At 33.3% G+C, this 20,053-nt stretch carries 19 protein-coding genes and 1 tRNA gene; 14 read left to right on the plus strand and 6 right to left on the minus strand.

The annotated features are described in order from the left end of the window. Nucleotides 1-6 precede the first annotated feature (6 nt). The gene (locus tag ACFQ39_RS10295) at nt 7-2,586 is read right to left on the minus strand and encodes a putative LPS assembly protein LptD (protein ID WP_377178724.1); all 2,580 of its coding nucleotides are present in this window, start codon (nt 2,584-2,586) and stop codon (nt 7-9) included. A 205-nt stretch (nt 2,587-2,791) separates the two neighbouring features. On the opposite strand from ACFQ39_RS10295, the gene ACFQ39_RS10300 reads away from it, so the two are divergent. The 11 genes from ACFQ39_RS10300 (at nt 2,792) to ACFQ39_RS10350 (ending at nt 13,308) form a co-directional block, all read left to right on the plus strand. Next, entirely contained in the window at nt 2,792-3,862 is a 1,071-nt protein-coding gene (locus ACFQ39_RS10300; protein ID WP_377178726.1) for an N-acetylmuramoyl-L-alanine amidase family protein, read from the plus strand. 62 nt (nt 3,863-3,924) lie between these two features. Continuing rightward, nucleotides 3,925-4,872 carry an MlaD family protein gene (locus tag ACFQ39_RS10305; RefSeq protein WP_377178727.1) on the plus strand — a complete coding sequence of 316 codons (948 nt, stop codon included), beginning with the start codon at nt 3,925-3,927 and terminating at the stop codon, nt 4,870-4,872. Between the two features lie 162 nt (nt 4,873-5,034). Further along, nucleotides 5,035-6,345, plus strand: a complete 1,311-nt coding sequence (locus ACFQ39_RS10310; protein ID WP_377178729.1) for a 4Fe-4S dicluster domain-containing protein — start codon at nt 5,035-5,037, stop codon at nt 6,343-6,345. Nucleotides 6,346-6,370: 25 nt separating this feature from the next. Then, entirely contained in the window at nt 6,371-7,150 is a 780-nt protein-coding gene (locus tag ACFQ39_RS10315; protein ID WP_377178731.1) for a (Fe-S)-binding protein, read from the plus strand. A 19-nt stretch (nt 7,151-7,169) separates the two neighbouring features. Beyond that, nucleotides 7,170-7,769, plus strand: coding sequence for an SPOR domain-containing protein (locus ACFQ39_RS10320; protein WP_377178733.1), 600 nt, complete (start codon nt 7,170-7,172; stop codon nt 7,767-7,769). Nucleotides 7,770-7,780: 11 nt separating this feature from the next. After that, entirely contained in the window at nt 7,781-8,680 is a 900-nt protein-coding gene (locus ACFQ39_RS10325; protein ID WP_377178735.1) for a 1,4-dihydroxy-2-naphthoate polyprenyltransferase, read from the plus strand. Nucleotides 8,681-8,789: 109 nt separating this feature from the next. Next, nucleotides 8,790-9,131, plus strand: a complete 342-nt coding sequence (locus ACFQ39_RS10330) for a hypothetical protein (protein WP_377178737.1) — start codon at nt 8,790-8,792, stop codon at nt 9,129-9,131. Nucleotides 9,132-9,236: 105 nt separating this feature from the next. Next, a complete protein-coding gene (locus ACFQ39_RS10335) occupies nt 9,237-10,079 on the plus strand; it encodes a hypothetical protein (protein ID WP_377178739.1) in 843 nt (280 codons plus the stop codon). 76 nt (nt 10,080-10,155) lie between these two features. After that, nucleotides 10,156-12,153 (plus strand): TonB-dependent receptor, encoded by a 1,998-nt coding sequence (locus ACFQ39_RS10340; RefSeq protein WP_377178741.1) that lies wholly within the window; start codon nt 10,156-10,158, stop codon nt 12,151-12,153. 64 nt (nt 12,154-12,217) lie between these two features. Beyond that, nucleotides 12,218-12,895 carry a metal-dependent hydrolase gene (locus ACFQ39_RS10345; protein ID WP_377178743.1) on the plus strand — a complete coding sequence of 226 codons (678 nt, stop codon included), beginning with the start codon at nt 12,218-12,220 and terminating at the stop codon, nt 12,893-12,895. Between the two features lie 29 nt (nt 12,896-12,924). Continuing rightward, nucleotides 12,925-13,308 carry a VOC family protein gene (locus tag ACFQ39_RS10350; RefSeq protein WP_377178748.1) on the plus strand — a complete coding sequence of 128 codons (384 nt, stop codon included), beginning with the start codon at nt 12,925-12,927 and terminating at the stop codon, nt 13,306-13,308. A 38-nt stretch (nt 13,309-13,346) separates the two neighbouring features. On the opposite strand, the gene ACFQ39_RS10355 is transcribed toward ACFQ39_RS10350, so the two are convergent. The 3 genes from ACFQ39_RS10355 to ACFQ39_RS10365 all read right to left on the minus strand — a co-directional run bounded on the left by ACFQ39_RS10355 (nt 13,347) and on the right by ACFQ39_RS10365 (nt 14,701). Continuing rightward, nucleotides 13,347-13,871 carry a GNAT family N-acetyltransferase gene (locus ACFQ39_RS10355; RefSeq protein WP_377178750.1) on the minus strand — a complete coding sequence of 175 codons (525 nt, stop codon included), beginning with the start codon at nt 13,869-13,871 and terminating at the stop codon, nt 13,347-13,349. A 13-nt stretch (nt 13,872-13,884) separates the two neighbouring features. Further along, nucleotides 13,885-14,373, minus strand: coding sequence for an AAA family ATPase (locus tag ACFQ39_RS10360; RefSeq protein WP_377178752.1), 489 nt, complete (start codon nt 14,371-14,373; stop codon nt 13,885-13,887). A 256-nt stretch (nt 14,374-14,629) separates the two neighbouring features. Then, nucleotides 14,630-14,701: transfer RNA gene (locus ACFQ39_RS10365), tRNA-Arg, on the minus strand. 74 nt (nt 14,702-14,775) lie between these two features. Here ACFQ39_RS10365 and menC point away from each other — a divergent pair. The 3 genes from menC to ACFQ39_RS10380 are packed head-to-tail and all read left to right on the plus strand — an operon-like array spanning nt 14,776 to nt 18,133. Further along, a complete protein-coding gene (menC, locus tag ACFQ39_RS10370) occupies nt 14,776-15,846 on the plus strand; it encodes an o-succinylbenzoate synthase (protein ID WP_377178754.1) in 1,071 nt (356 codons plus the stop codon). Between the two features lie 4 nt (nt 15,847-15,850). After that, on the plus strand, nt 15,851-16,807 hold the full coding sequence (locus ACFQ39_RS10375; RefSeq protein WP_377178756.1) for a CPBP family intramembrane glutamic endopeptidase: 957 nt from the start codon (nt 15,851-15,853) through the stop codon (nt 16,805-16,807). Nucleotides 16,808-16,843: 36 nt separating this feature from the next. Then, nucleotides 16,844-18,133, plus strand: a complete 1,290-nt coding sequence (locus tag ACFQ39_RS10380; RefSeq protein WP_377178758.1) for a DUF2851 family protein — start codon at nt 16,844-16,846, stop codon at nt 18,131-18,133. Here ACFQ39_RS10380 and ACFQ39_RS10385 read toward each other — a convergent pair whose 3' ends face one another. Beyond that, complete coding sequence (locus ACFQ39_RS10385; RefSeq protein WP_377178760.1) at nt 18,134-18,685, minus strand: inorganic diphosphatase; 552 nt, start codon at nt 18,683-18,685, stop codon at nt 18,134-18,136. Between the two features lie 89 nt (nt 18,686-18,774). Beyond that, complete coding sequence (hutI, locus tag ACFQ39_RS10390) at nt 18,775-20,010, minus strand: imidazolonepropionase (protein WP_377178762.1); 1,236 nt, start codon at nt 20,008-20,010, stop codon at nt 18,775-18,777. Between the last annotated feature and the right edge of the window lie 43 nt (nt 20,011-20,053).

A 20,053-nucleotide genomic window follows, 5' to 3' on the forward strand; every position in this document is an offset into this window, starting at 1 on the left:
TTATATTTAGAATAAACGTCTGTCTGGTACCGAGCGTTTGTCGTATTTCAAATCGCTTAATGCCGATGATTTTACACCGATAAAGAAATAATATGTGGCTCTATCTCCAAATGGAACCCAGTTAAAACTAAATCTCCAACTATCTAAATCCCTTTCAAATCTCAATTGGGTGTAAGTTACGCCATTATCTTTAAAATCATATCCTGAAGATACACCAACACGCCATTTTGGTGAAAATTCAATATCACCATCGACCTGCAAAGAATTTGTTGATATCAATCCTTCACCTCTCGAATTAGTGTAATTTAATGAATAGCGCATTGATACGTTCCAGGGCATAGCGTTTTTATAAAGATTAGCCACTTTTACATCATCAGATTTATTCGCGTTAAGAGATTGTCTGTTGTCATTAATACTTCTTCCTAATAAAGGGTCCAAATCTGCATTATTATCACTTTCATCATTAGCGGCATCAGATTTCCCTTTTTTATCTTTCCCAAAATCTTTACTTGATACTTGATAGTTGGTTGTAAATCCGGCATTTGTCAATCTAAATAAACTACCTCCATTATTAATATTGAAAGTATTAATTCTAGTACCATTGGCATTAATGGCATAGGGGTCTAGGGTAGCATTAAAATTTACATTCATTTTATTTTTGAACAATTGTGTTCCACCATTTACCCTGACTGGTGAGAAATTCAAAGAATCCGCTGCAAAATTATAATTTGAAGAAAAGTTCAAGTTATTTAAAAGCATCTTTTTTTCGGGTTCTTCATCTTCTTCCGCATCCTTTTTCATCACCTTACCTTCAAAAGTATTGTTCAAGGCGAAGGAAATACTGTTTGATTCACCACGAGATGGTCCTCCAAAAATTCCATTTTGAAACCGATTGTATTGGTCAATATCATTAGGATCCAAACTGGCTTGGTATTCATCATAATAAAAACTAAAATCTGGTCTGTATGCATAGCCAATGGTAGGTCTAATGACATGTCTAATAGCTCTTAAACGTCCTTTTTTAAAATTGAACATTCCATATAAAGTGGTTGAAGCCGAAACATTGGCAGAATATTCTCTGTAAGAATCAAAGCCCTGAATAGTATCGGTAACAACGCTTTGTGAGATCGTATCCCAACTTTTCTCCAACGTGTTAAAATACCAAACATCTCTGTAAGTTGCATTTGGCGAGATCGTGAGATATTTTAATGCTTTCATGTTGGTTCCAATATTGGCATTATGCTGTACACCAGATCTTGCATTTTTTAAAGCTTCAGCCGAAAAAAAATCATCGCTAGTAGTAGTAAGTCGGTTTTGGGCATTCATGTTATAGGTTAAGCCTATATTTTGAATAGGATTCTTCTTTACCCCTGTTCTAGGCGCAAACGGGTATATTCTTTCCATGCTTAATTGCAAAGAAGGCAAATTCATATCTACTTGATCCGTATTTGTATTCTGTGTATGTGTTAAACCCACATTCATATTAAAGGGAGTGCCAACAAACTTTTTGTAAAAGTTTACCGAAGAGTTAAACGTATTCACCAAATACTGTGGAGAACTGAACTCATTATAAGAATTTTTAAAGAAATTACTGCTTCCAAAATTTACAGAAGCAGAAAAACGTTGATTCGGATTTACCTGTGCCGATTGACTGTGACTCCACCTTATAAAAAAGTTAGTCGATTTACTATAATCTGGAAGTCCTAAATAGCTGTTAATTAAACTTTCATACCTAAAACTAAAATTACCAGTAAACTTATATCGTTTGGCATAGTTTGATTCTGTCCTCATACCCCAACTACCATTGGTATAAATATCACCCAAGACAGCCAAATCCAAATAATCATTAATCGCAAAATAATAACCTCCATTTTGTAAAAAATATCCCTGACTATTGTTTTGACCCCAGGTAGGTATCAAAAAACCAGAGGCTCTACCTTTTGTGATAGGAGCAAAAAAGAAGGGTAAAAATAGGGGAGTAGGTACATCTGCAATGACCAAATTGCTTAGGCCACCAACAATTTTACTGTTAGGAACAACTTTGATATTGGAAGTTGCAATATAGTAATCGGGTTTTTCCTTTTGCGAGGTAGTAAATTTTGCTTTGTTGATATAAAAAACAGAATCGTTTTCTTTTTTTGTTAGGTCACCTGTTATAAAAACACCCTGTTGCTCGGTACGAGAGTTATAAATAAGTGCTTTTTCAGATTTAAAATTATAGATTAAAGAATCTTGCTCACTTTCTTGAGCCCCTTGTTTGAACTTAGGCCTTTGAGTGTAAACCCCCGCAGTATCAATAATCCCCTTTGCGTAGGCTAAATTGGTTTTATAATCGATAATGATTTCTCCGGCTCTTAGTTCAATGTCGCCATAAAGCAGTTCAGCTTCATTATAAAGAATGACTTTTTCATTGATGAAATCATTTTGAACATAATCTTTTGCCTTATGTTTAATATTATTTTCTAGATATTCCTTTTTTAAATCAAGAGAATCTACAGTACTCGTATCCTTCTCTATTTCATTAATTGTAGCAGACAAATTAGGTGCAACAATTGAATCATTTTCAGATCGAATTTGCGCATTCATTGTGCCATTTACAACGAGTAGCGTAAGGAAAATAAAAACTATGTACCTTAAATTTGTATGCAATACTTTAAATACTATTTTTGTAAAAAGAAGCCAAAATTTTAAAGCTACAAACTTACATATATTTTTTGGCAGTCAAGTTTATACTAAGTAAAAAATGAGGGCGTCATAAATGGGCGTAAATAATCTAAAAATGTGATTAAAAATGAAGTTGAGAAAAGCTTTAGTAGTTTTATTCTTTATAATTTTTTCGATACAATTATCTGCACAAAAAGGGTTTGTGGTGGTTTTGGATGCCGGACATGGAGGGAAAGACCCTGGCAGACCGGCAAAAAGTTATATTGAAAAAGACATTGCACTAAATATTGTTTTAAAAGCAGGTGAGTACCTTAAAAAAGACAAAGGTGTTAATGTTGTTTACACAAGAGACAAAGATGTATTTGTTGAGTTAGAAAAGAGAGGCAAAATAGCCAATGACGCTGACGCTAATTTATTTGTTTCTGTGCATTGTAATGCACACAACACACAAGCTTCAGGAACAGAGACTTATGTGTTGGGAGTACATGCGAATAAACAAAATTTTGAAGTGGCCAAGCATGAAAACTCAGTAATCTTTTTAGAAGACAACTATGAAAAAACATATGCCGGTTTTGATCCGAATTCGCCTGAAGCAGTAATTGGCATGACAGTTATGCAGGAAGAATTTTTAGACCAAAGTTTATTCTTGGCAAGTTTGGTAGAGGAGAAATTTAAAGAAGAGAATCGAGTGAGTAGGGGGGTAAAACAAGCGGGATTTGTTGTTTTACATCAAACCTATATGCCTAGTATTTTAATAGAAACAGGTTTTATTACCAATTCAAGCGAAGGCGCTTTTTTAAATTCTAAACAGGGTCAGGAAAAAGTGGCGAAAATTATTGGAGATGCTATTTTATCTTATAAAAGTCATTTGGATAAAAATACGGTTGTAGAAACTGTTCCTGTAAAAAAAGAAGAGAAAAAAGTTGAGGCGCCAAAAATTTATGAAGGAGTTGACTTTAGAGTACAGATCGCCTCAAGCACCAATAAATTAGACCTTAAACCCTATAATTTTAAAGGTTTGAGTAATGTAGAAATGGAAAAAATTGGAAAGCATTATAAGTATTACTATGGTAATACAAATAATTACAGTGAAATAAGTGTGTTGCAAAAAGAAGCTAGGGAGAAAGGTTATAAAACTGCTTTTGTAGTTGCTTTTAGAGATGGAAAAAATGTACCTCTCAAGGAAATCGTAAATTGATGCCATACTCAATAAAGTGATTTGCCGTTTTATTTCGTAATATTGTTTAAAATTTGCCACTTTTGAAAATTAGTAGAGAAATTAAGACAGGAATCATAGCCGTATTAATTATTGTATTGTTTATTTGGGGTTACAATTACCTTAAAGACAGTTCTTTAATGAGTAAGGATAGAACTTTTTATGCAGTATATGATAATGTGCAGGGTTTGAGTCCAAATGGCCAGGTAACCATTAATGGATTGAAAGTAGGAAGGGTTTCCAATATAACCTTTCATCCCATAAAAAAAGGTTCTTTGGTTGTTCATATTTTAATGACAGATGACATAAATTTCTCTAAGAACACCATAGCTGAAATATATAGTCCTGATTTTATAAGTGGTAAATCCCTCCGTTTAAAGCTCGTCGAAGATGAGTTTTTGGCCGAAAATGGTGATACATTGAGAGGAGAGGTTTCAGAAGATATTATTGGGATGATTAATGAGCAAATTGCCCCACTTCAGAGCAAAGTAGAAAGTTTTATTGTGAATGCTGATACAGTGATGGCCAATGTAAATAAGGTATTGGACAACAAAAACAGAGAAGTACTATCGAAATCTTTGGATAATTTAAATTATACCTTAATTAAATTTAAAGGCTTATCCGGAGAAGCTGAAAGTTTGTTAAGTGATAACTCCGCAAGAATAGATAGTATCTTGTACAATGCAAATTCTGCTATGAAAGATTTTTCTGTTTTGAGTGATTCTTTACAAAATGCGAATATTTCCGAAACTTTGAGAAGTTTTGATCAGACTGTTTCAAATTTTAATGTTTTGATGGATAGTATCAATAAAGGAAAAGGAAGTATTGGAAAACTCGTGCATGACGAAAGTTTATACGATAATTTAGAGGCAGCTACAAAGGAACTTGAAGAGTTGTTGAGGGATATGAAAGAACATCCAAAAAGATATGTTCATTTTTCAGTTTTTGGTAAAAAAGAGAAGTCATACGAAGAAACTAAAGAACAGAATTAAGCGGTTAATAAGTTTTTATAAATTCGCGTTCACATATATGATTTACAATTGAATTTTAGTAGTTTTATGTGGGTAATTAGTACTTTGTAAAATTTTGTTTTGGAACATTTTTTTAAAGTATAATTAATTGATTTAAAATAGCTTATATAGATAAAAAATTACATGCAATTTCTTCCAAATATTTTATTTGCAATCATCCTTTTCGGTGGGGTTTTCTTTTTTGTCAAAAATGTAAAGAAACTCATCAGAAACATACGTTTGGGTAAAGAACTAGACCGATCAGACCAATCATCCTTGCGTTGGAAGAATATGGTGAGAGTAGCTTTAGGTCAATCTAAGATGGTATCTAGACCCGTTTCTGGTTTTTTACACATTATAGTTTATGTTGGATTTTTAATCATTAACATCGAAGTACTTGAGATTATTATTGACGGTTTATTTGGAACACATCGAATTTTTTCTTTTTTAGGACCAGTATATGATTTTCTAATCGGTTCATTCGAAATATTAGCGTTTTTGGTATTGGCTTCTGTCATTATTTTTTGGATGAGGAGAGTGGTCTTAAGAGTTCCTAGATTTTGGAACAAAGAAATGACCAAATGGCCAAAGAATGATGCTTTGAATATCTTGTATTTTGAGATGGTTTTAATGTCCTTATTTCTTTTGATGAATGCGGCAGATTATAGTTTGCAACAACTTGGTTCTTACCATTACAACCAAGCAGGAGCATATCCAATCAGCAAACATATTTCAAAATTATTGACTGATGATGCAGGGACATTAGTGTTAATCGAAAGAGGAGCTTGGTGGTTGCATATTATCGGAATTCTCATTTTTTTAAACTATTTGTATTTTTCAAAGCATTTACATATTCTACTTGCATTTCCAAATGTATATTTTGGCAATTTAAATCCGAAGGGGAAATTCAATAATCTTCAATCGGTTACGGATGAAGTAAAACTTATGTTAGATCCCAATGCTGATCCTTATGCGGCCCCAGATCCGAATAAGCCCATTGAAAGATTTGGCGCAAAAGATGTATCAGATTTAACTTGGATCCAATTACTCAATGCATATACCTGTACTGAATGTGGTAGATGCACTTCGGTTTGTCCTGCGAATCTAACCGGTAAGGAACTTTCACCTAGGGCCATCATGATGAAAACAAGAGATAGGTTAGAAGAGGTAGGGAAAAATATTGATGTGAATGGAAAATTTGTTGAAGATGAAAAATCGCTTTTTTCACACATCTCAAATGAAGAATTATGGGCCTGTACGAGTTGTAATGCTTGTGTTGAAGAATGTCCGGTAGAAATAGATCCATTATCCATTATTATGGATATGAGAAGATATTTGGTCATGGAAGAATCTGCTGCTCCTCAGGAATTAAATGCAGTAATGACTAACATTGAAAACAACGGAGCACCTTGGCAATATAGTCAGATGGATCGTTTGAATTGGAAAAATGAATAACTTTATGGAATCTAACAAGATAAATATGTCAGTTCCAACTATGGCCGAAATGATGGCCCAAGGTAAATCTCCTGAAGTTTTATTTTGGGTGGGTTGCGCTGGAAGTTTTGATGACCGTGCTAAAAAGATTACAAAAGCCTTTGTAAAAATTTTACAAAAAGCCAATGTCAATTTTGCGGTTTTAGGGACTGAAGAAAGTTGTACTGGAGATCCTGCAAAGAGAGCAGGAAATGAGTTTTTGTTCCAAATGCAGGCGATGATGAATATTCAGGTTTTAGATGGCTATGAAGTGAAGAAAATTGTAACTGCCTGTCCGCATTGTTTCAATACGCTAAAAAATGAATATCCTGGATTAGGCGGTAATTATGAAGTAATTCATCATACAGAACTAATACTCGATTTATTGAATTCGGGAAGATTAAAAATTGAGGGAGCTTCTTTTAAAGGTAAGAAAATTACATTTCACGACCCTTGTTATTTAGGAAGAGCAAATGATGTTTACGAAGCACCTAGGTTACTTTTAGAAAAGTTGGATGCGGAGTTGGTTGAAATGAAAAGATGTAAATCTAATGGTTTATGCTGTGGAGCCGGAGGAGCACAAATGTTTAAAGAACCTGAAAAAGGAAATAAAGATATCAATATAGAAAGAACAGAAGAAGCATTAGCACTAAAACCTGACACCATAGCGACTGGATGTCCATTTTGCAATACAATGCTTACGGATGGAATTAAAAATAAAGAAATGGAAGCAAATGTTTCTGTCATGGATATTGCAGAATTAATTGCTAATGCAAAAGATTTATAGATAATTGATAATATAGAATATGCCTTACGTTAACGAAAACGATTTAACGAATCTATACAACGAAGTTGAAAAGTCAAAAGAGACTATTGATGCTTTGGCTACAGCTTTACAAGAAGAAGAACACAAAGTATCTATAATTAAGCGTCATAGAGTTTTATTGAGCATATTGTCCGTTTTATTATTGCTTTTATTCATTTGGTCTTTTTTACCTAAAGAAGAAAGGGTTTCTGAAGAGTATTTGATCCGAAACAATTTGAGTATAATCGAGACAGATTCATTGCATAATTTACAAATGAAATCTACAAAATTTGATAGAGAAAGTTCATTTAGTATAAACAACCTTCCCTTGGTATATAGTGTTCAGATTGGTGCTTATACTAGTTTTGGAAGTAACTTAATTTCAGAAGACATGGCACAAATGTCTGAATTTATGGAGGATGGAATGAATAAATATGCCCTCGGAAAATTTAGTACCTACAAAGAGGCATTTGAGCTTAGAAATGACCTAAAAAGAATGGGTTTTAAGGATTGTTTTATTATTGCTAAATCTTATGGAGAACCCATCAATATGGCTGAGGCACTGCAACTTAGTGGTGAAAAATGGATTAAAGCCGAATAATTATAAGCTTTATGGCACAAAATAAATGGATCAATGCCGCTCGTTTGAGAACATTGCCGCTATCTGTTTCAGGCATTATTGTTGCTGGATTTTTGGCTGTATCTAATGATTGCTTCAATCCAACGATTTTCTTTTTGGCCATACTAACAACAATTGGATTTCAAATTCTTTCCAATTTTGCCAATGATTACGGAGATGGATTGAAAGGAACGGATAACGAACAAAGAATAGGCCCTAAAAGAATGATTCAAACGGGAGCTATTAGTCCGGCCGAAATGAAAAAGGGGATGTGGATTACCATAGTGATCACCTTAATTACAGCCATTGCTCTGATCTATTTTTCGTTTAGAGAATCTTACCTCGGCTATGCATTATTGTTCTTTGGGTTGGGAATTGCAAGTATCGTGGCGGCAATAAAATACACTGTCGGCAAAAACGCTTATGGTTATGCAGGTTTTGGAGATATATTCGTTTTTCTTTTTTTTGGATTACTGAGCGTATGTGGTGCTTATTTTTTATTCGCAAAAAGACTTCCAATCGACATATTTTTACCCGCCTTTTCTATTGGATTACTTTCTGCTGGTGTACTGAACTTGAACAATATGCGAGATATTGATTCAGATAAAAACTCAGGGAAAAATACTTTGGTGGTTAAAATAGGTTCTGAATTTGCAAAGTATTATCACATCTATTTATTGGGTTCTGCTTTCTTATTTGCTTTGGTTTACAATGTCTTAAATCCTAAATCTTATTATCAGTTTTTATTTGTAATTGCATTTATTCCCATTTTTTTCCATGCCAAAATGGTTTGGAACAATAAATCTCCCAAGAAATTTGATCCTGAACTAAAAAAGTTAGCACTCAGCACTTTTTTATTTGCAGTCTTATTCGGGATCGGACAGATTTTATAATGTATGATAAAAATCATTTGAAATAAAAGACTAAATTATCTCCTTTGCACTATTATTTTTTGAAATGAAAAATTTAGTCATCACTCATCTTTTTTTGAACTTGTATCTATTGTCCCTCTTAGGACCATTTTTACCTGTGTTTGACTATCTCATGCATTATGAATACATCTCTGAGGTGATGTGTGAAAACAAAGACAAGCCTATTTTAACTTGTAATGGAAAGTGTTATTTAGAAAAGCAGATAAACAAGGCAACTGATTTGTTAGATCATCAGCATAATAAGACAATACCACCGAAATTGGATGTTTCACTTTTCCCAGTTTTTGTCGTAATTGGCTCCTTTTACATGTTCATAGATTACATTAGTGAAAGCCAAAACTTAATTATTTTCTATGAGCAATTATCTCCGTTAGATCATATTTCCCGCCTGTTTAAACCACCAAAACTTTAATAGTTTTTACATCATTTTTTATTATTCACTAGTTTGAATTTATTGCGCTGTCTTCATTTTTAGATAGCTGTGTAGCCTATTGTTTGTTCAAAAAATTAAAAAATTATGAAAACTATTAAATATATTTTACCTATTATCTTATCTCTTTTGCTAATTTCTTGTAGTAATGACTCTGAAGAAAACTCAAAAAACGAGCTTCAAGGTTTGTTCAAAGCCAAAGAATTCTCAAATAATTCACATGTAGTAGAAGCTTATACATCTAGCGGAATGCTCTTTACCGGATACAATGACATCACCCTTAGAATTTTGGATAAAGCATCCAATAAATACGTCGAGAATGCACAAATTACTTGGAAACCTCTAATGCACATGACAAGTATGATGCATTCTTGCCCTTATTCAATTGTTTCAAAAAAATCGGAATTCAATACTTTATATGAAGGCTTTATCGTGTTCCAAATGCCAGGGAATGATACAGAAGGTTGGTCTTTAACTATCGATTATACAGTGAATGGAGAAACCTTCAAAATATCGGATGACATCAATGTTTTAAAAACTGATTTGAAAAATGTTACTGTTTTTACAGGTAGTGATGAGGTGCGTTATGTTTTAGCCTATATAAAACCAGAAGAACCAGAAGTAGCTATTAATGAGTTGAGTATGGGGCTATATAAAATGGAGAATATGATGAGTTTTCCCGTGGTCGAAAACTATAAGATCGAATTAGATCCAAGGATGCCTAGTATGGGAAACCACTCTTCTCCAAACAATGAAGACCTACATTTTAATAGCATCGAGCGATGTTATGACGGAATGTTGTCACTTACCATGACAGGATATTGGAAACTTAACCTCAAGTTACTCAATGCAAATAATGAACTTATTAAAGGCGAGGAAGTAACAGATACAAACGAAGCTAGTAGTTTGTATTTAGAGATAGAGTTTTAAACAAGGAATCAAACATGAAAGGTCTTGCAAATTAAAAGATTGTTTAAGGCCTTTCAATTCTTTTAATGACACAGTGATGTACAGACGATACTTTATCCTTGTATTTCTTTTTGTTGTGAGTCATGCAAAAGCTCAAGAAAAAGAACAAGACTCAATATTACCAATTAGTCTAGAAGAGATTATTCTTGTAAGTCAACAAGATATATTTAATCAGAAACAAGCCAAGCCACTTTCAACAGTTGATGAGTTCTTAGAAAAATCTACACGAATCAATATGATCAAAAGAGGGAATTATGCCTGGGAACCTGCCATGAACAATATGCTTTCTGAAAGACTTTCGGTTACCATAGACGGGATGCAGATTTTCGGTGCTTGTACTGATAAAATGGATCCTATCACTTCTTATGTTGATGTCTCTAATTTGTCAGAAATTCATGTCAACTCTGGTCAACAAGGTCTGGAGAACGGCGCAACAATTGGCGGTGGTGTTGATTTGGTTTTACAAAAAAGTTATTTTGGAGGACCAAAGCAAAATTTTGGTTTGGATCTTGGTTATGAATCAAATCCTAGAGCAAAAATAATGAGCGCAGAGTATAATGTTTCCCGCCAAAAATACTTTATTAATACAGATTTTTTGTATAGAAACGCTGATAATTATTATGCAGGAGGGGGAGAAAAAGTTCAGTTTTCTCAATACCAGAAATTCAATGTTTCTTTGGCTTCAGGCATGAAATTAACTGAGGAAAGTGCTTTGGTAGGCACATTTATTTATGATCAGGCCAATGACGTTGGATATCCTGCACTAACGATGGACGTTTCTTTGGCAAAGGCGATAATAGCTTCATTAAGCTATGAATATAAAAATTTAGACGCGCTATTTTACGATTTTGAATCGAAGGTGTATTTTAATACCATAGAACATGTAATGGATGATACAAATAGACCAGATACGCCAATTCATATGGATATGCCGGGCTGGAGTGATACTTTTGGGTTTTATGCAAAGGCAAAAAGTAAAAAGAATAAGCATCAAATTTTGACAAATTTTAATGGGTACTACAATAGATCGAAAGCCGAAATGACGATGTATCCGAATGATCCTGAGGAGTCTTTAATGTTTATGCTCACATGGCCAGATGTCCAAACCTTTTATACAGGTTTGTTTTTAGAGGATATTTGGACTTTAAATTCTGCTGATCAAATAAAATTTCATCTTAGAATTGGAGGACAACATGAAAATATTGCAGATGATTTTGGATTTAATAGTTTGAAAATATTTTATCCTAATATGGATAGAAGTCAAGAAAGATTTTTGTTTGGCTTTAATTCAACTTACACTAAAGTTTTAAATCATTTTGATTGGATGGCTGGTTTGGGTCACGGTCAACGAGCGCCAAGTGTTTCGGAGGCTTATGGTTTTTATTTGTTTAATAGTTTTGATAATTTTGATTATATCGGAAATCCAGAATTAGGCAATGAAAAATCCACAGAAATTAATTTCAAATTAGCCTATAAAAAGCAAAATTTCGGACTAGGTTTAGAGACGTCATTTTTTTATATCAAAGATTATATTCTGGGTGTTGTCGACCCTGTTTTAAGTGAAATGACCATTGGTGCTGATGGAGTGAAAATATATTCTGCCTTGGATTATGCTACGATCTGGAATACCTCTGTAAACGCAGATTATTCCTTTTTACTTAATTGGCATTTAATGGCCAAAGTGGGTTACAGCTTAGGACAAGATATGGATGGTGAAAATTTACCTTTGATTAGTCCTGTTACGTACCAAGTTGGCTTTCATTTTAAAAAAAACATGTTTGATGCCGAATTTATCCTTAATGGCGCTGGTAAGCAGAAAAACTTCAGTCCTGAATTTGGAGAAAATCAAACAGAGGCTTATGCCGTGTGCAATTTAAATGGATCTTATAATTTCTATTTAGGAAAAAACACTATTTTTTTAAAAACCGGGGTTGAAAACATTTTTGATGTCAATTATTCAACCTACACAGATTGGAACAACATTCCGCGAATGGGTAGGAACTTTTTCATCAATCTTTCATATGTTTTTCAATAAAATAGAAGAAAATCTATTCAATTTTGAGACGAGTTGATTAAATTTAGGGTAAAAATAATTAACCATGAAAATTACTTATCTCGGACATGCTTCTCTAGCGATTGAAGTTGGTGGTAAAAACATCGTCGTTGATCCTTTTATCTCTGCCAACGAATTGGCAAAAGAAATAGATCTAGACCAATTAGAAGCAGACTATATTTTACTCACGCATGCACATCAAGACCATATTTTAGATGTCGAAAGAATAGCGAAAAGAACCAAAGCAAAAATTGTCTCAAACTTTGAAATAGTGTCGTATTATGAAAACTTGGGTTTTTCAGGTCATCCTATGAATCATGGAGGTTCATGGCAATTTGATTTTGGAAAACTGACTTATGTAAATGCTATTCACACGAGCTCTTTTCCAGATGGTAGTTATGGCGGTCAACCCGGTGGTTTTATCTTAAAAACCGATGAAGGAAATGTTTATATCGCAGGAGACACAGCTTTGACCATGGATATGAAATTAATTCCTATGCAAACAAAATTAGATCTCGCCGTATTACCGATTGGGGATAACTTTACCATGGGTATAGAAAGTGCGGTAATAGCTTCAGATTTTGTAGAATGTAGCCGTATATTGGGATATCATTACGATACATTTGGATATATTGTAATAGATCATCTAAAAGCAAAACAAACTTTTGAGAAAAAAGGTAAAGAACTTATTTTACTGCCAATAGGCGGAGGTCTAAACATATAAAAGTTTAATCTGACTAAATCTTTAATATTATGAAACATAATATGGTTGGCTGGTTTGAAATTCCTGTCACAGATATGGATAGAGCCAAGAAGTTTTATGAAACAGTATTTAATGTTAAAATAAGTATCCATGACATGGGAGGTCTTGTAATGGGTTGGTTTCCCAATGCCGAAGATGCAAATTCTTTCGGTTCATCAGGTTCCCTGGTTAAACATAAAGATTTTTATAAACCGAGCAAAGATGGGGTTTTGATCTATTTTTCTTCGGGGGATGTAGATAATGAATTAGGTAAAATTGAAAAATCAGGGGGTACAATACTCCATAAAAAAACATTGATTTCTGATGAAATAGGCTATATGGCTGTTTTTATTGATACAGAAGGAAATAGAATTGCACTACATTCTAAAAACTAGTAACTGATATTTATAAAAGAAAGATTAAATACTGAAAATTATAATTGGTTTCTAGATTTAGCTTTAAATTCATCTAGTTCGAGCGTATAAAGCCAATATTTAATGCCTAATCTCTGATCAATTTCCTTGTAAATTTTAAAACCTAATTTTTGGTAAATATGTTTGGCACTATGCATTATTTCAGAGGTGTGGAGCGCCATTGTCTGTTCATTATTTTCTGTGGCAATTTCTATACACATACTGGTTAAAGCTTCTCCAATTTTATTGCCTCTATACTCAGGGTCGACAGAAACAAACCTCAGGTGGCACCATTTTTCGTCATAAATTTCTGTAGGATTTCCTTTTGAAACCAAAAATGCCATTCCAATGATTTTTTCATTGTTTTCACAGATCACACAATCTGAAATTTTAAGTAAATCAGCGTAAGTCTCCCAATTACTCAGCGTCTTATATAAATCATTCCAATGTTTATCTGCCAATTCCTCTTTGAATTGTATCCAAGATCTTACACCTAATTCTTTTAGTTGCTCTAAATCGTTGCTATTTCCTCTACGAAAATTCAATTTTCACATTTTTTTATTCTCGAATAAAGGTATCGTTCGCAATCTCTTTCAAGCTTGGTTTTTCAAACCAAGTCTCCATAAATTCAAAATTTTCTTTCGTAACCTCAAATTCGAATGTATCTCCTTTTTCCTTATTTCGTTTCATGACTCTTTCCCATCTTATTTCTTTTGGGACGTCTAAAAAATGAATTTTGATACGGTATCCATAGATTTGAGCAAATTTTCTAAACTTTTCTCTATGTTCAAATTTTGAGAATCCCAAATCTAAAATACTATCAATCTTTGTATTTTCTAGTTGATGTACCAAACCTTCGATCATTTTCTCTGCTCTTTCAATTCTTTCTAAAAACCATTCCAATCCATCTTCTGGTTTTTTATCAGCCAGAAATAGCGTTTTATTCCAAGTATCAATAGAAAAAAGTATTCCCTTTGTATTTCTTTTTAATTCATTTGCAAAGGTCGTTTTTCCTGAACCTGTATTTCCAACAATAAGATGTATCATTTTTGTTTTTCTTATTTAATTGCTCAAGATTATGAATGAAGTATTTAAAATTTTTGTGTGACTATTTCAATTATAAAATAACGACTTTGTTTGGCCGAGTTTTTTAAAACTATAAATTAATGAGATTTTCGTGGCTTTTGTTTACTGTTTAGTTAAGCTCAAATGTTGAATTTATTGGTTTAGATTTATCATAATGATTTACTCAAATCAAAGTTGTTTGGTTAGTTGTTGTCTCAAATGAAAGACAATTAGAAAGTAGCCTCGCCAAGAATCGAACTTGGATCTAAAGTTTAGGAAACTTCTATTCTATCCGTTGAACTACGAGGCCATGGAGCGAAGATAAAAAAATTGTTAATTTTTGTCTCGTATAATTCACTTAAATTAGTGCGGTAAATTTATACTATGTCATTTACTGCTTGGTATCAGCCTTATCAACTCAAATTTAAAAGATCAGCAGGAACTTCTCGCGGAATTTTACATACCAAAGAAACCTTTTTTCTCGTGCTGGAAAATGAAGATAGATTTGGTATTGGCGAATGTGCACTTTTTAGAGGTTTAAGTGCAGATGACCGTCCAGATTATGAAGAAAAACTCAAATGGCTTTGTCAACATATTCATTTGCCAAAAGACGAATTACTTGAGTCTTTACGCGAATTTCCTTCTATTCAGTTTGGATTGGAACAAGCCTTATTAAGCCTTAAGAATCAAGATCCGTTTTTGCTGTTTCCATCGGATTTTACGCAAGGAAAGGGTGGAATTTCAATCAATGGCTTGATCTGGATGGGAGATAAAGAGTATATGTTAGAACAAATAAAAGAAAAAATTGAGCAGGGTTTTTCTACCCTTAAACTAAAAATTGGTGCCATAGATTTTCAGTCTGAATTGAATCTGTTAAATTTTATTAGAAATCATTTCTCAAAAAAAGAGATCACCCTTAGAGTAGATGCCAATGGAGCCTTTTCGCCAACAAATGCCTTAGACAAACTAAATAGATTAGCTGTTTTTGACATCCATTCCATCGAGCAACCTATCGCAGTAAAACAATGGAAAATGATGCGAGAGCTTTGCAAAAATTCGCCAATTCCCATTGCCCTAGATGAAGAATTGATAGGTGTTTTTGAGAAGGAACAAAAGGGTGAAGTTTTGGAGAAAATAAAGCCTCATTTTATCATTTTAAAGCCTAGTTTGGTGGGCGGTGCAGCAGGAAGTGCAGAATGGATTGATATGGCAGAGAATATGGGTATTCCTTTTTGGATTACTTCAGCTTTAGAGAGTAATATAGGGTTAAATGCCATTGCACAATTTACCAGCACATTAAATAATTCCTTGCCCCAAGGCTTGGGTACAGGAGGATTATTTACCAATAATATTTCTTCACCACTTATTGTAGAAAAGGGCCAATTATTATATTTACCAGATGATAAATATAATCGTTGGCCACAAGATTTGTTAACAAACATAAAGAAAAATTAAAAGGATGAGTTTTATTCAACAAGCCTATTTGGGCAAGAACGATTGGTGGCGCTATTTACTCACTTTTTTTCTAATGCTTTTTGGTTGGCAGGTAATTGGTATTATTCCGATTACCGTGGTTGCTTATGTAAAGGCTGGAAATTTAGGTACTTTTATGGAAGCAGCAGAGAATGCATTCGCCGGTTTGGGAATAAATGCAAATTTGTATTTATTTTTAATATTATTGATGTTTATTTTGGGATTGTATTTTCTTTTTTTAGGAGTGAAATACATACACCAAAGGGCGTTTAAAACAGTTATTACCAGCAGAGAAAGTATTGATTTTAACAGGGTGATTTTTGCTTTTTTACTTTGGGGAGGAATATCAATTTTGTTTTTTGTTTTAGGTTATATAGCAGAACCAGAATTGTATACATGGAATTTTAGGCCAGTTCCATTTCTAATATTGCTTATCCTTTCGTTTACTTTATTGCCGTTTCAGACAAGTTTTGAAGAAATTCTTTTTAGAGGCTATGCCATGCAAGGTTTTGGACTTTGGTTTAAGAATGCTTTAATGCCATTGATTCTTACTTCGGTTATTTTTGGTTTATTACACGGATTTAATCCTGAAGTAGAGAAACTTGGACAAATAGTAATGGTGTACTATATCGGTACCGGATTGATGTTTGGTATTTGTACATTAATGGATGAAGGGACTGAACTAGCGCTTGGTATGCATGCCGCAAATAATATCATTGCTGCCGTACTTGTTACATCCGATTGGATGGTTTTTCAAACAGATGCCCTCTGGGTTGATACTTCTGAGCCTTCGGCAGGAATGGAAACCTTTATTCCGGTTTTTGTTGTATATCCATTGGTTTTAGTGTTGTTTTCGAAAAAGTACAATTGGACGAACTGGAAAGAAAAGTTAAGTGGACCTGTTTTACCAATTCAAATCGAAGAATTGGATAAAGAAAGTTAACCTGCTGTTCGATTTTGCATCAAGAATAAAAAAACGATGCAAATTCATGAAGATTTTTTGAGTTACTTGTGGCAATACAAACTCTTTGATATTAACAATTTAAAGGATAACCTGGGTAAAAAAATTACTATTCTTCAATCAGGAATTAGAAATAGTTTTGGTGGGCCTGATTTTTTTAATGCAAAAATTAAGATTGGAGAACAAGTATGGGCCGGTAATGTTGAAATTCATGTCAATGCATCCGACTGGTACAAGCATCTTCATCAGGAAGATCCGTTTTATGATAATGTGATCTTACATGTAGTTTGGCATAAAGATGCTGAGATACTTGACAAACATAAAATTGTTATTCCTTGTATAGAACTATCTCGTCTAACAAATACTTCAATATTAAATAATTACCGCGATTTAATTTATGGAAAGCCTTTGTTCGTTTCTTGCGAAACACATCTGAAATGTGTAGATCCAATGTTTTTAAATCATTGGCAAGAAAGGTTATTTATAGAACGTTTAGAGCATAAATCTGAATTTATCGAAAATCTTTTGAAAAGCAATAAAGGAGATTGGGAACAAACACTATATATGCTTTTGGCAAGAAACTTTGGTTTAAATGTCAACGGAGAAGCTTTTTTTTATCTGGCCAAAACAATTACTTGGTCAATGATTAAAAGAGAAAGATATGATTTGATCTGTATTGAGGCATTGTTTTTTGGGCAAACAAATCTTTTAAAAGACGCGGAACACGGTACTTACCAAAATGAATTGTTAGAAATATATTACTTTTTAAAATACAAATATAAATTACCAGATTATTCGATATTAATGCAATTTGGGAGATTAAGGCCTCCGAATTTTCCTACCATAAGAATAGCGCAGTTTGCAGCTTTAATTCATACCGTTAAAGGATTATTTAGCAATATAATTAGGCTCGAGAATTTGGATGATTTTTACAATTTATTTAAAGTCAAAGTTTCAACGTTTTGGTTAAACCATTATACTTTTCAAAAAGAGACTCCTTTTATAGCAAAAACGCTTACAAAAAGTTTTATTGATCTTCTTGTAATCAACACATTTATTCCATTAAAATTTGTTTATTTCAAACAAATAGGGCAACATAATAATGACTTACTTTTTGGGATTATGGAACAAATTAAACCTGAAAAGAATAAGCTTATCAAGTCATTCAAAGAAATCGGGTTAATCTCGGATAATGCCATGCGATCACAAGCACTTATTCACCTTAAACATGCTTATTGTGATAAAAAGAGATGTTTAGAATGCGAAGTGGGTAATTATCTTTTGAAAACAACGAAAAGAGAAGCTTAATTATTCCTCTTCTGCGATTAACTTCTGGTAATCAACAATGCTCTGTGCTACAATTTCTCTAGCTAATTCTGCATTTTGAAATTCTTTCACTTGCACAGTTTTGTGTTCTAACTTTTTGTAATCTTCAAAAAAGTTTTGCATCTCTCTCTTAAAATGATCGGGTAATTCAGAAATATCGTTATAATGACTTACACTCATATCGTTTTCGGCTACGGCGATGATTTTATCGTCATGTTCGCCGCCATCGAGCATTCGCATCACACCAATAACTTTTGCAGGTACGATACAAAGAGGAACAATAGTAATTTGTGAAAGGACCAAAATATCTAGGGGGTCATGGTCATCACAATAAGTTTTTGGAATAAAACCATAATTAGCAGGATAGTAAACAGAAGAATATAAAACTCTATCCAATTTTAGAAGCCCACTTTCTTTATCTAATTCGTATTTCGCTCTTGTATGTCTAGGGATCTCTATAATTCCATTTACAATGTGGGGAGCATCATCGCCAATTTCTACAGCGTGCCATGGATTACTTTTTCTTGCTTTCAATGATTAACATTTTAAATTCGCTGCAAAAGTACGAAAACATATCATTATCTCACCCAATGAATGAGATATGGCAAAAATCTAATGATTAATCAATAAACATTTCCATTTAGAATTATTTGATCGATTAAGTTACTTCCAAAAGCATAAGGAATGAAATGATAGGAAGGTATTGGTTTTGTTATGATTAAGTTCGCTTTTTTACCTATACTGATACTGCCATGAGAATGGCTCAAATTCATGGCATAAGCACCGTTCATTGTAGCTGCATTAATTGCTTCTTCCGGCGTCATATTCATTTTGATACATGCAGAAGCCACTACAAAATGCATATTTCCGGTAGGAGAGGAGCCAGGATTAAAATCTGTGGCTAGAGCCAAGGGTAATCCCTGATCAATCATTTTTCTGGCAGGGGTATAAGGAATGCCCAAAAAGAAAGAACAAGCAGGTAGGGCTACAGGCATTGTTTTGGAGTCTTTTAATACCGCTATATCCTCGGCTGTCATAATTTCTAAATGGTCAACACTTAGTGCATTATGTTTTACTCCAGACTCCACTCCGCCTATACTGTTAAATTGATTGACATGAATTTTAGGAATCAATCCATATTTTTTACCTGTTTCTAATATGGTTTCCATCTGTTCTACAGTGAAATAATTTTTTTCACAAAAAACATCAATGAATTCGGCTAGATCATGTTGGACGATTTGAGGAATCATCTCTTCACAAATTTTTTTAACGTATTCCTCTTTTTTATTTTTAAAACTTTCGGGAAAAGCATGGGCACCCAAAAATGTTGATTTAAAGGCAATGGGAAATTTGTGCGCTAATCTATTTATCACCCGAAGCATTTTTATCTCAGCTCCAATCTCTAAGCCATAACCTGATTTAATTTCAACAGCACCTGTACCAGATTGGATAATTTCCTCAATTCGCACAGAGGCTTGTACAAATAATTCATCTTCTGATGTGTCTTGTAAATTTTTTGCCGAGTTTAAGATTCCTCCACCTTTTAAAGCAATTTCCTCGTAGGTCAGACCATTAATTCTATCTACAAATTCACTTTCCCTATTACCTGCATAAACAATATGGGTATGCGAATCGCACCAACTCGGTAGAACTAGTTTTCCGGTTGCATCTATTTCTTTATCAAAATCTAAATGATTTAAATCTTTCATCAAACCAAAATCCGTGATTATGTCATTTTTAATAATCAAATAGGCATTTTTAATGGTGGGCAAAACCTTCATATCTTTACCTATAATACGATCAATATGGTTATCTCTAATTTGAACAAGTTCTTTTATGTTTTTTATGATTGTGCGCATGAACAATATTTTTTTGATATAAATGTAACTTAAATTACATGAT

It is taken from the genome of Namhaeicola litoreus (assembly GCF_042679565.1).
GTDB classification, from domain to species: Bacteria; Bacteroidota; Bacteroidia; order Flavobacteriales; family Flavobacteriaceae; genus Namhaeicola; species Namhaeicola litoreus.

Coding starts and splice junctions, on each gene's coding strand:
- ACFQ39_RS10295 (WP_377178724.1), bottom strand. CDS start 2,586: ATGAATGCGCAAATTCGATCTGAAAATGATTCAATTGTTGCACCTAAT.
- ACFQ39_RS10300 (WP_377178726.1), top strand. CDS start 2,792: ATGAAGTTGAGAAAAGCTTTAGTAGTTTTATTCTTTATAATTTTTTCG.
- ACFQ39_RS10310 (WP_377178729.1), top strand. CDS start 5,035: ATGCAATTTCTTCCAAATATTTTATTTGCAATCATCCTTTTCGGTGGG.
- ACFQ39_RS10315 (WP_377178731.1), top strand. CDS start 6,371: ATGTCAGTTCCAACTATGGCCGAAATGATGGCCCAAGGTAAATCTCCT.
- ACFQ39_RS10320 (WP_377178733.1), top strand. CDS start 7,170: ATGCCTTACGTTAACGAAAACGATTTAACGAATCTATACAACGAAGTT.
- ACFQ39_RS10325 (WP_377178735.1), top strand. CDS start 7,781: ATGGCACAAAATAAATGGATCAATGCCGCTCGTTTGAGAACATTGCCG.
- ACFQ39_RS10335 (WP_377178739.1), top strand. CDS start 9,237: ATGAAAACTATTAAATATATTTTACCTATTATCTTATCTCTTTTGCTA.
- ACFQ39_RS10340 (WP_377178741.1), top strand. CDS start 10,156: ATGTACAGACGATACTTTATCCTTGTATTTCTTTTTGTTGTGAGTCAT.
- ACFQ39_RS10345 (WP_377178743.1), top strand. CDS start 12,218: ATGAAAATTACTTATCTCGGACATGCTTCTCTAGCGATTGAAGTTGGT.
- ACFQ39_RS10350 (WP_377178748.1), top strand. CDS start 12,925: ATGAAACATAATATGGTTGGCTGGTTTGAAATTCCTGTCACAGATATG.
- ACFQ39_RS10360 (WP_377178752.1), bottom strand. CDS start 14,373: ATGATACATCTTATTGTTGGAAATACAGGTTCAGGAAAAACGACCTTT.
- menC (WP_377178754.1), top strand. CDS start 14,776: ATGTCATTTACTGCTTGGTATCAGCCTTATCAACTCAAATTTAAAAGA.
- ACFQ39_RS10375 (WP_377178756.1), top strand. CDS start 15,851: ATGAGTTTTATTCAACAAGCCTATTTGGGCAAGAACGATTGGTGGCGC.
- ACFQ39_RS10380 (WP_377178758.1), top strand. CDS start 16,844: ATGCAAATTCATGAAGATTTTTTGAGTTACTTGTGGCAATACAAACTC.
- hutI (WP_377178762.1), bottom strand. CDS start 20,010: ATGCGCACAATCATAAAAAACATAAAAGAACTTGTTCAAATTAGAGAT.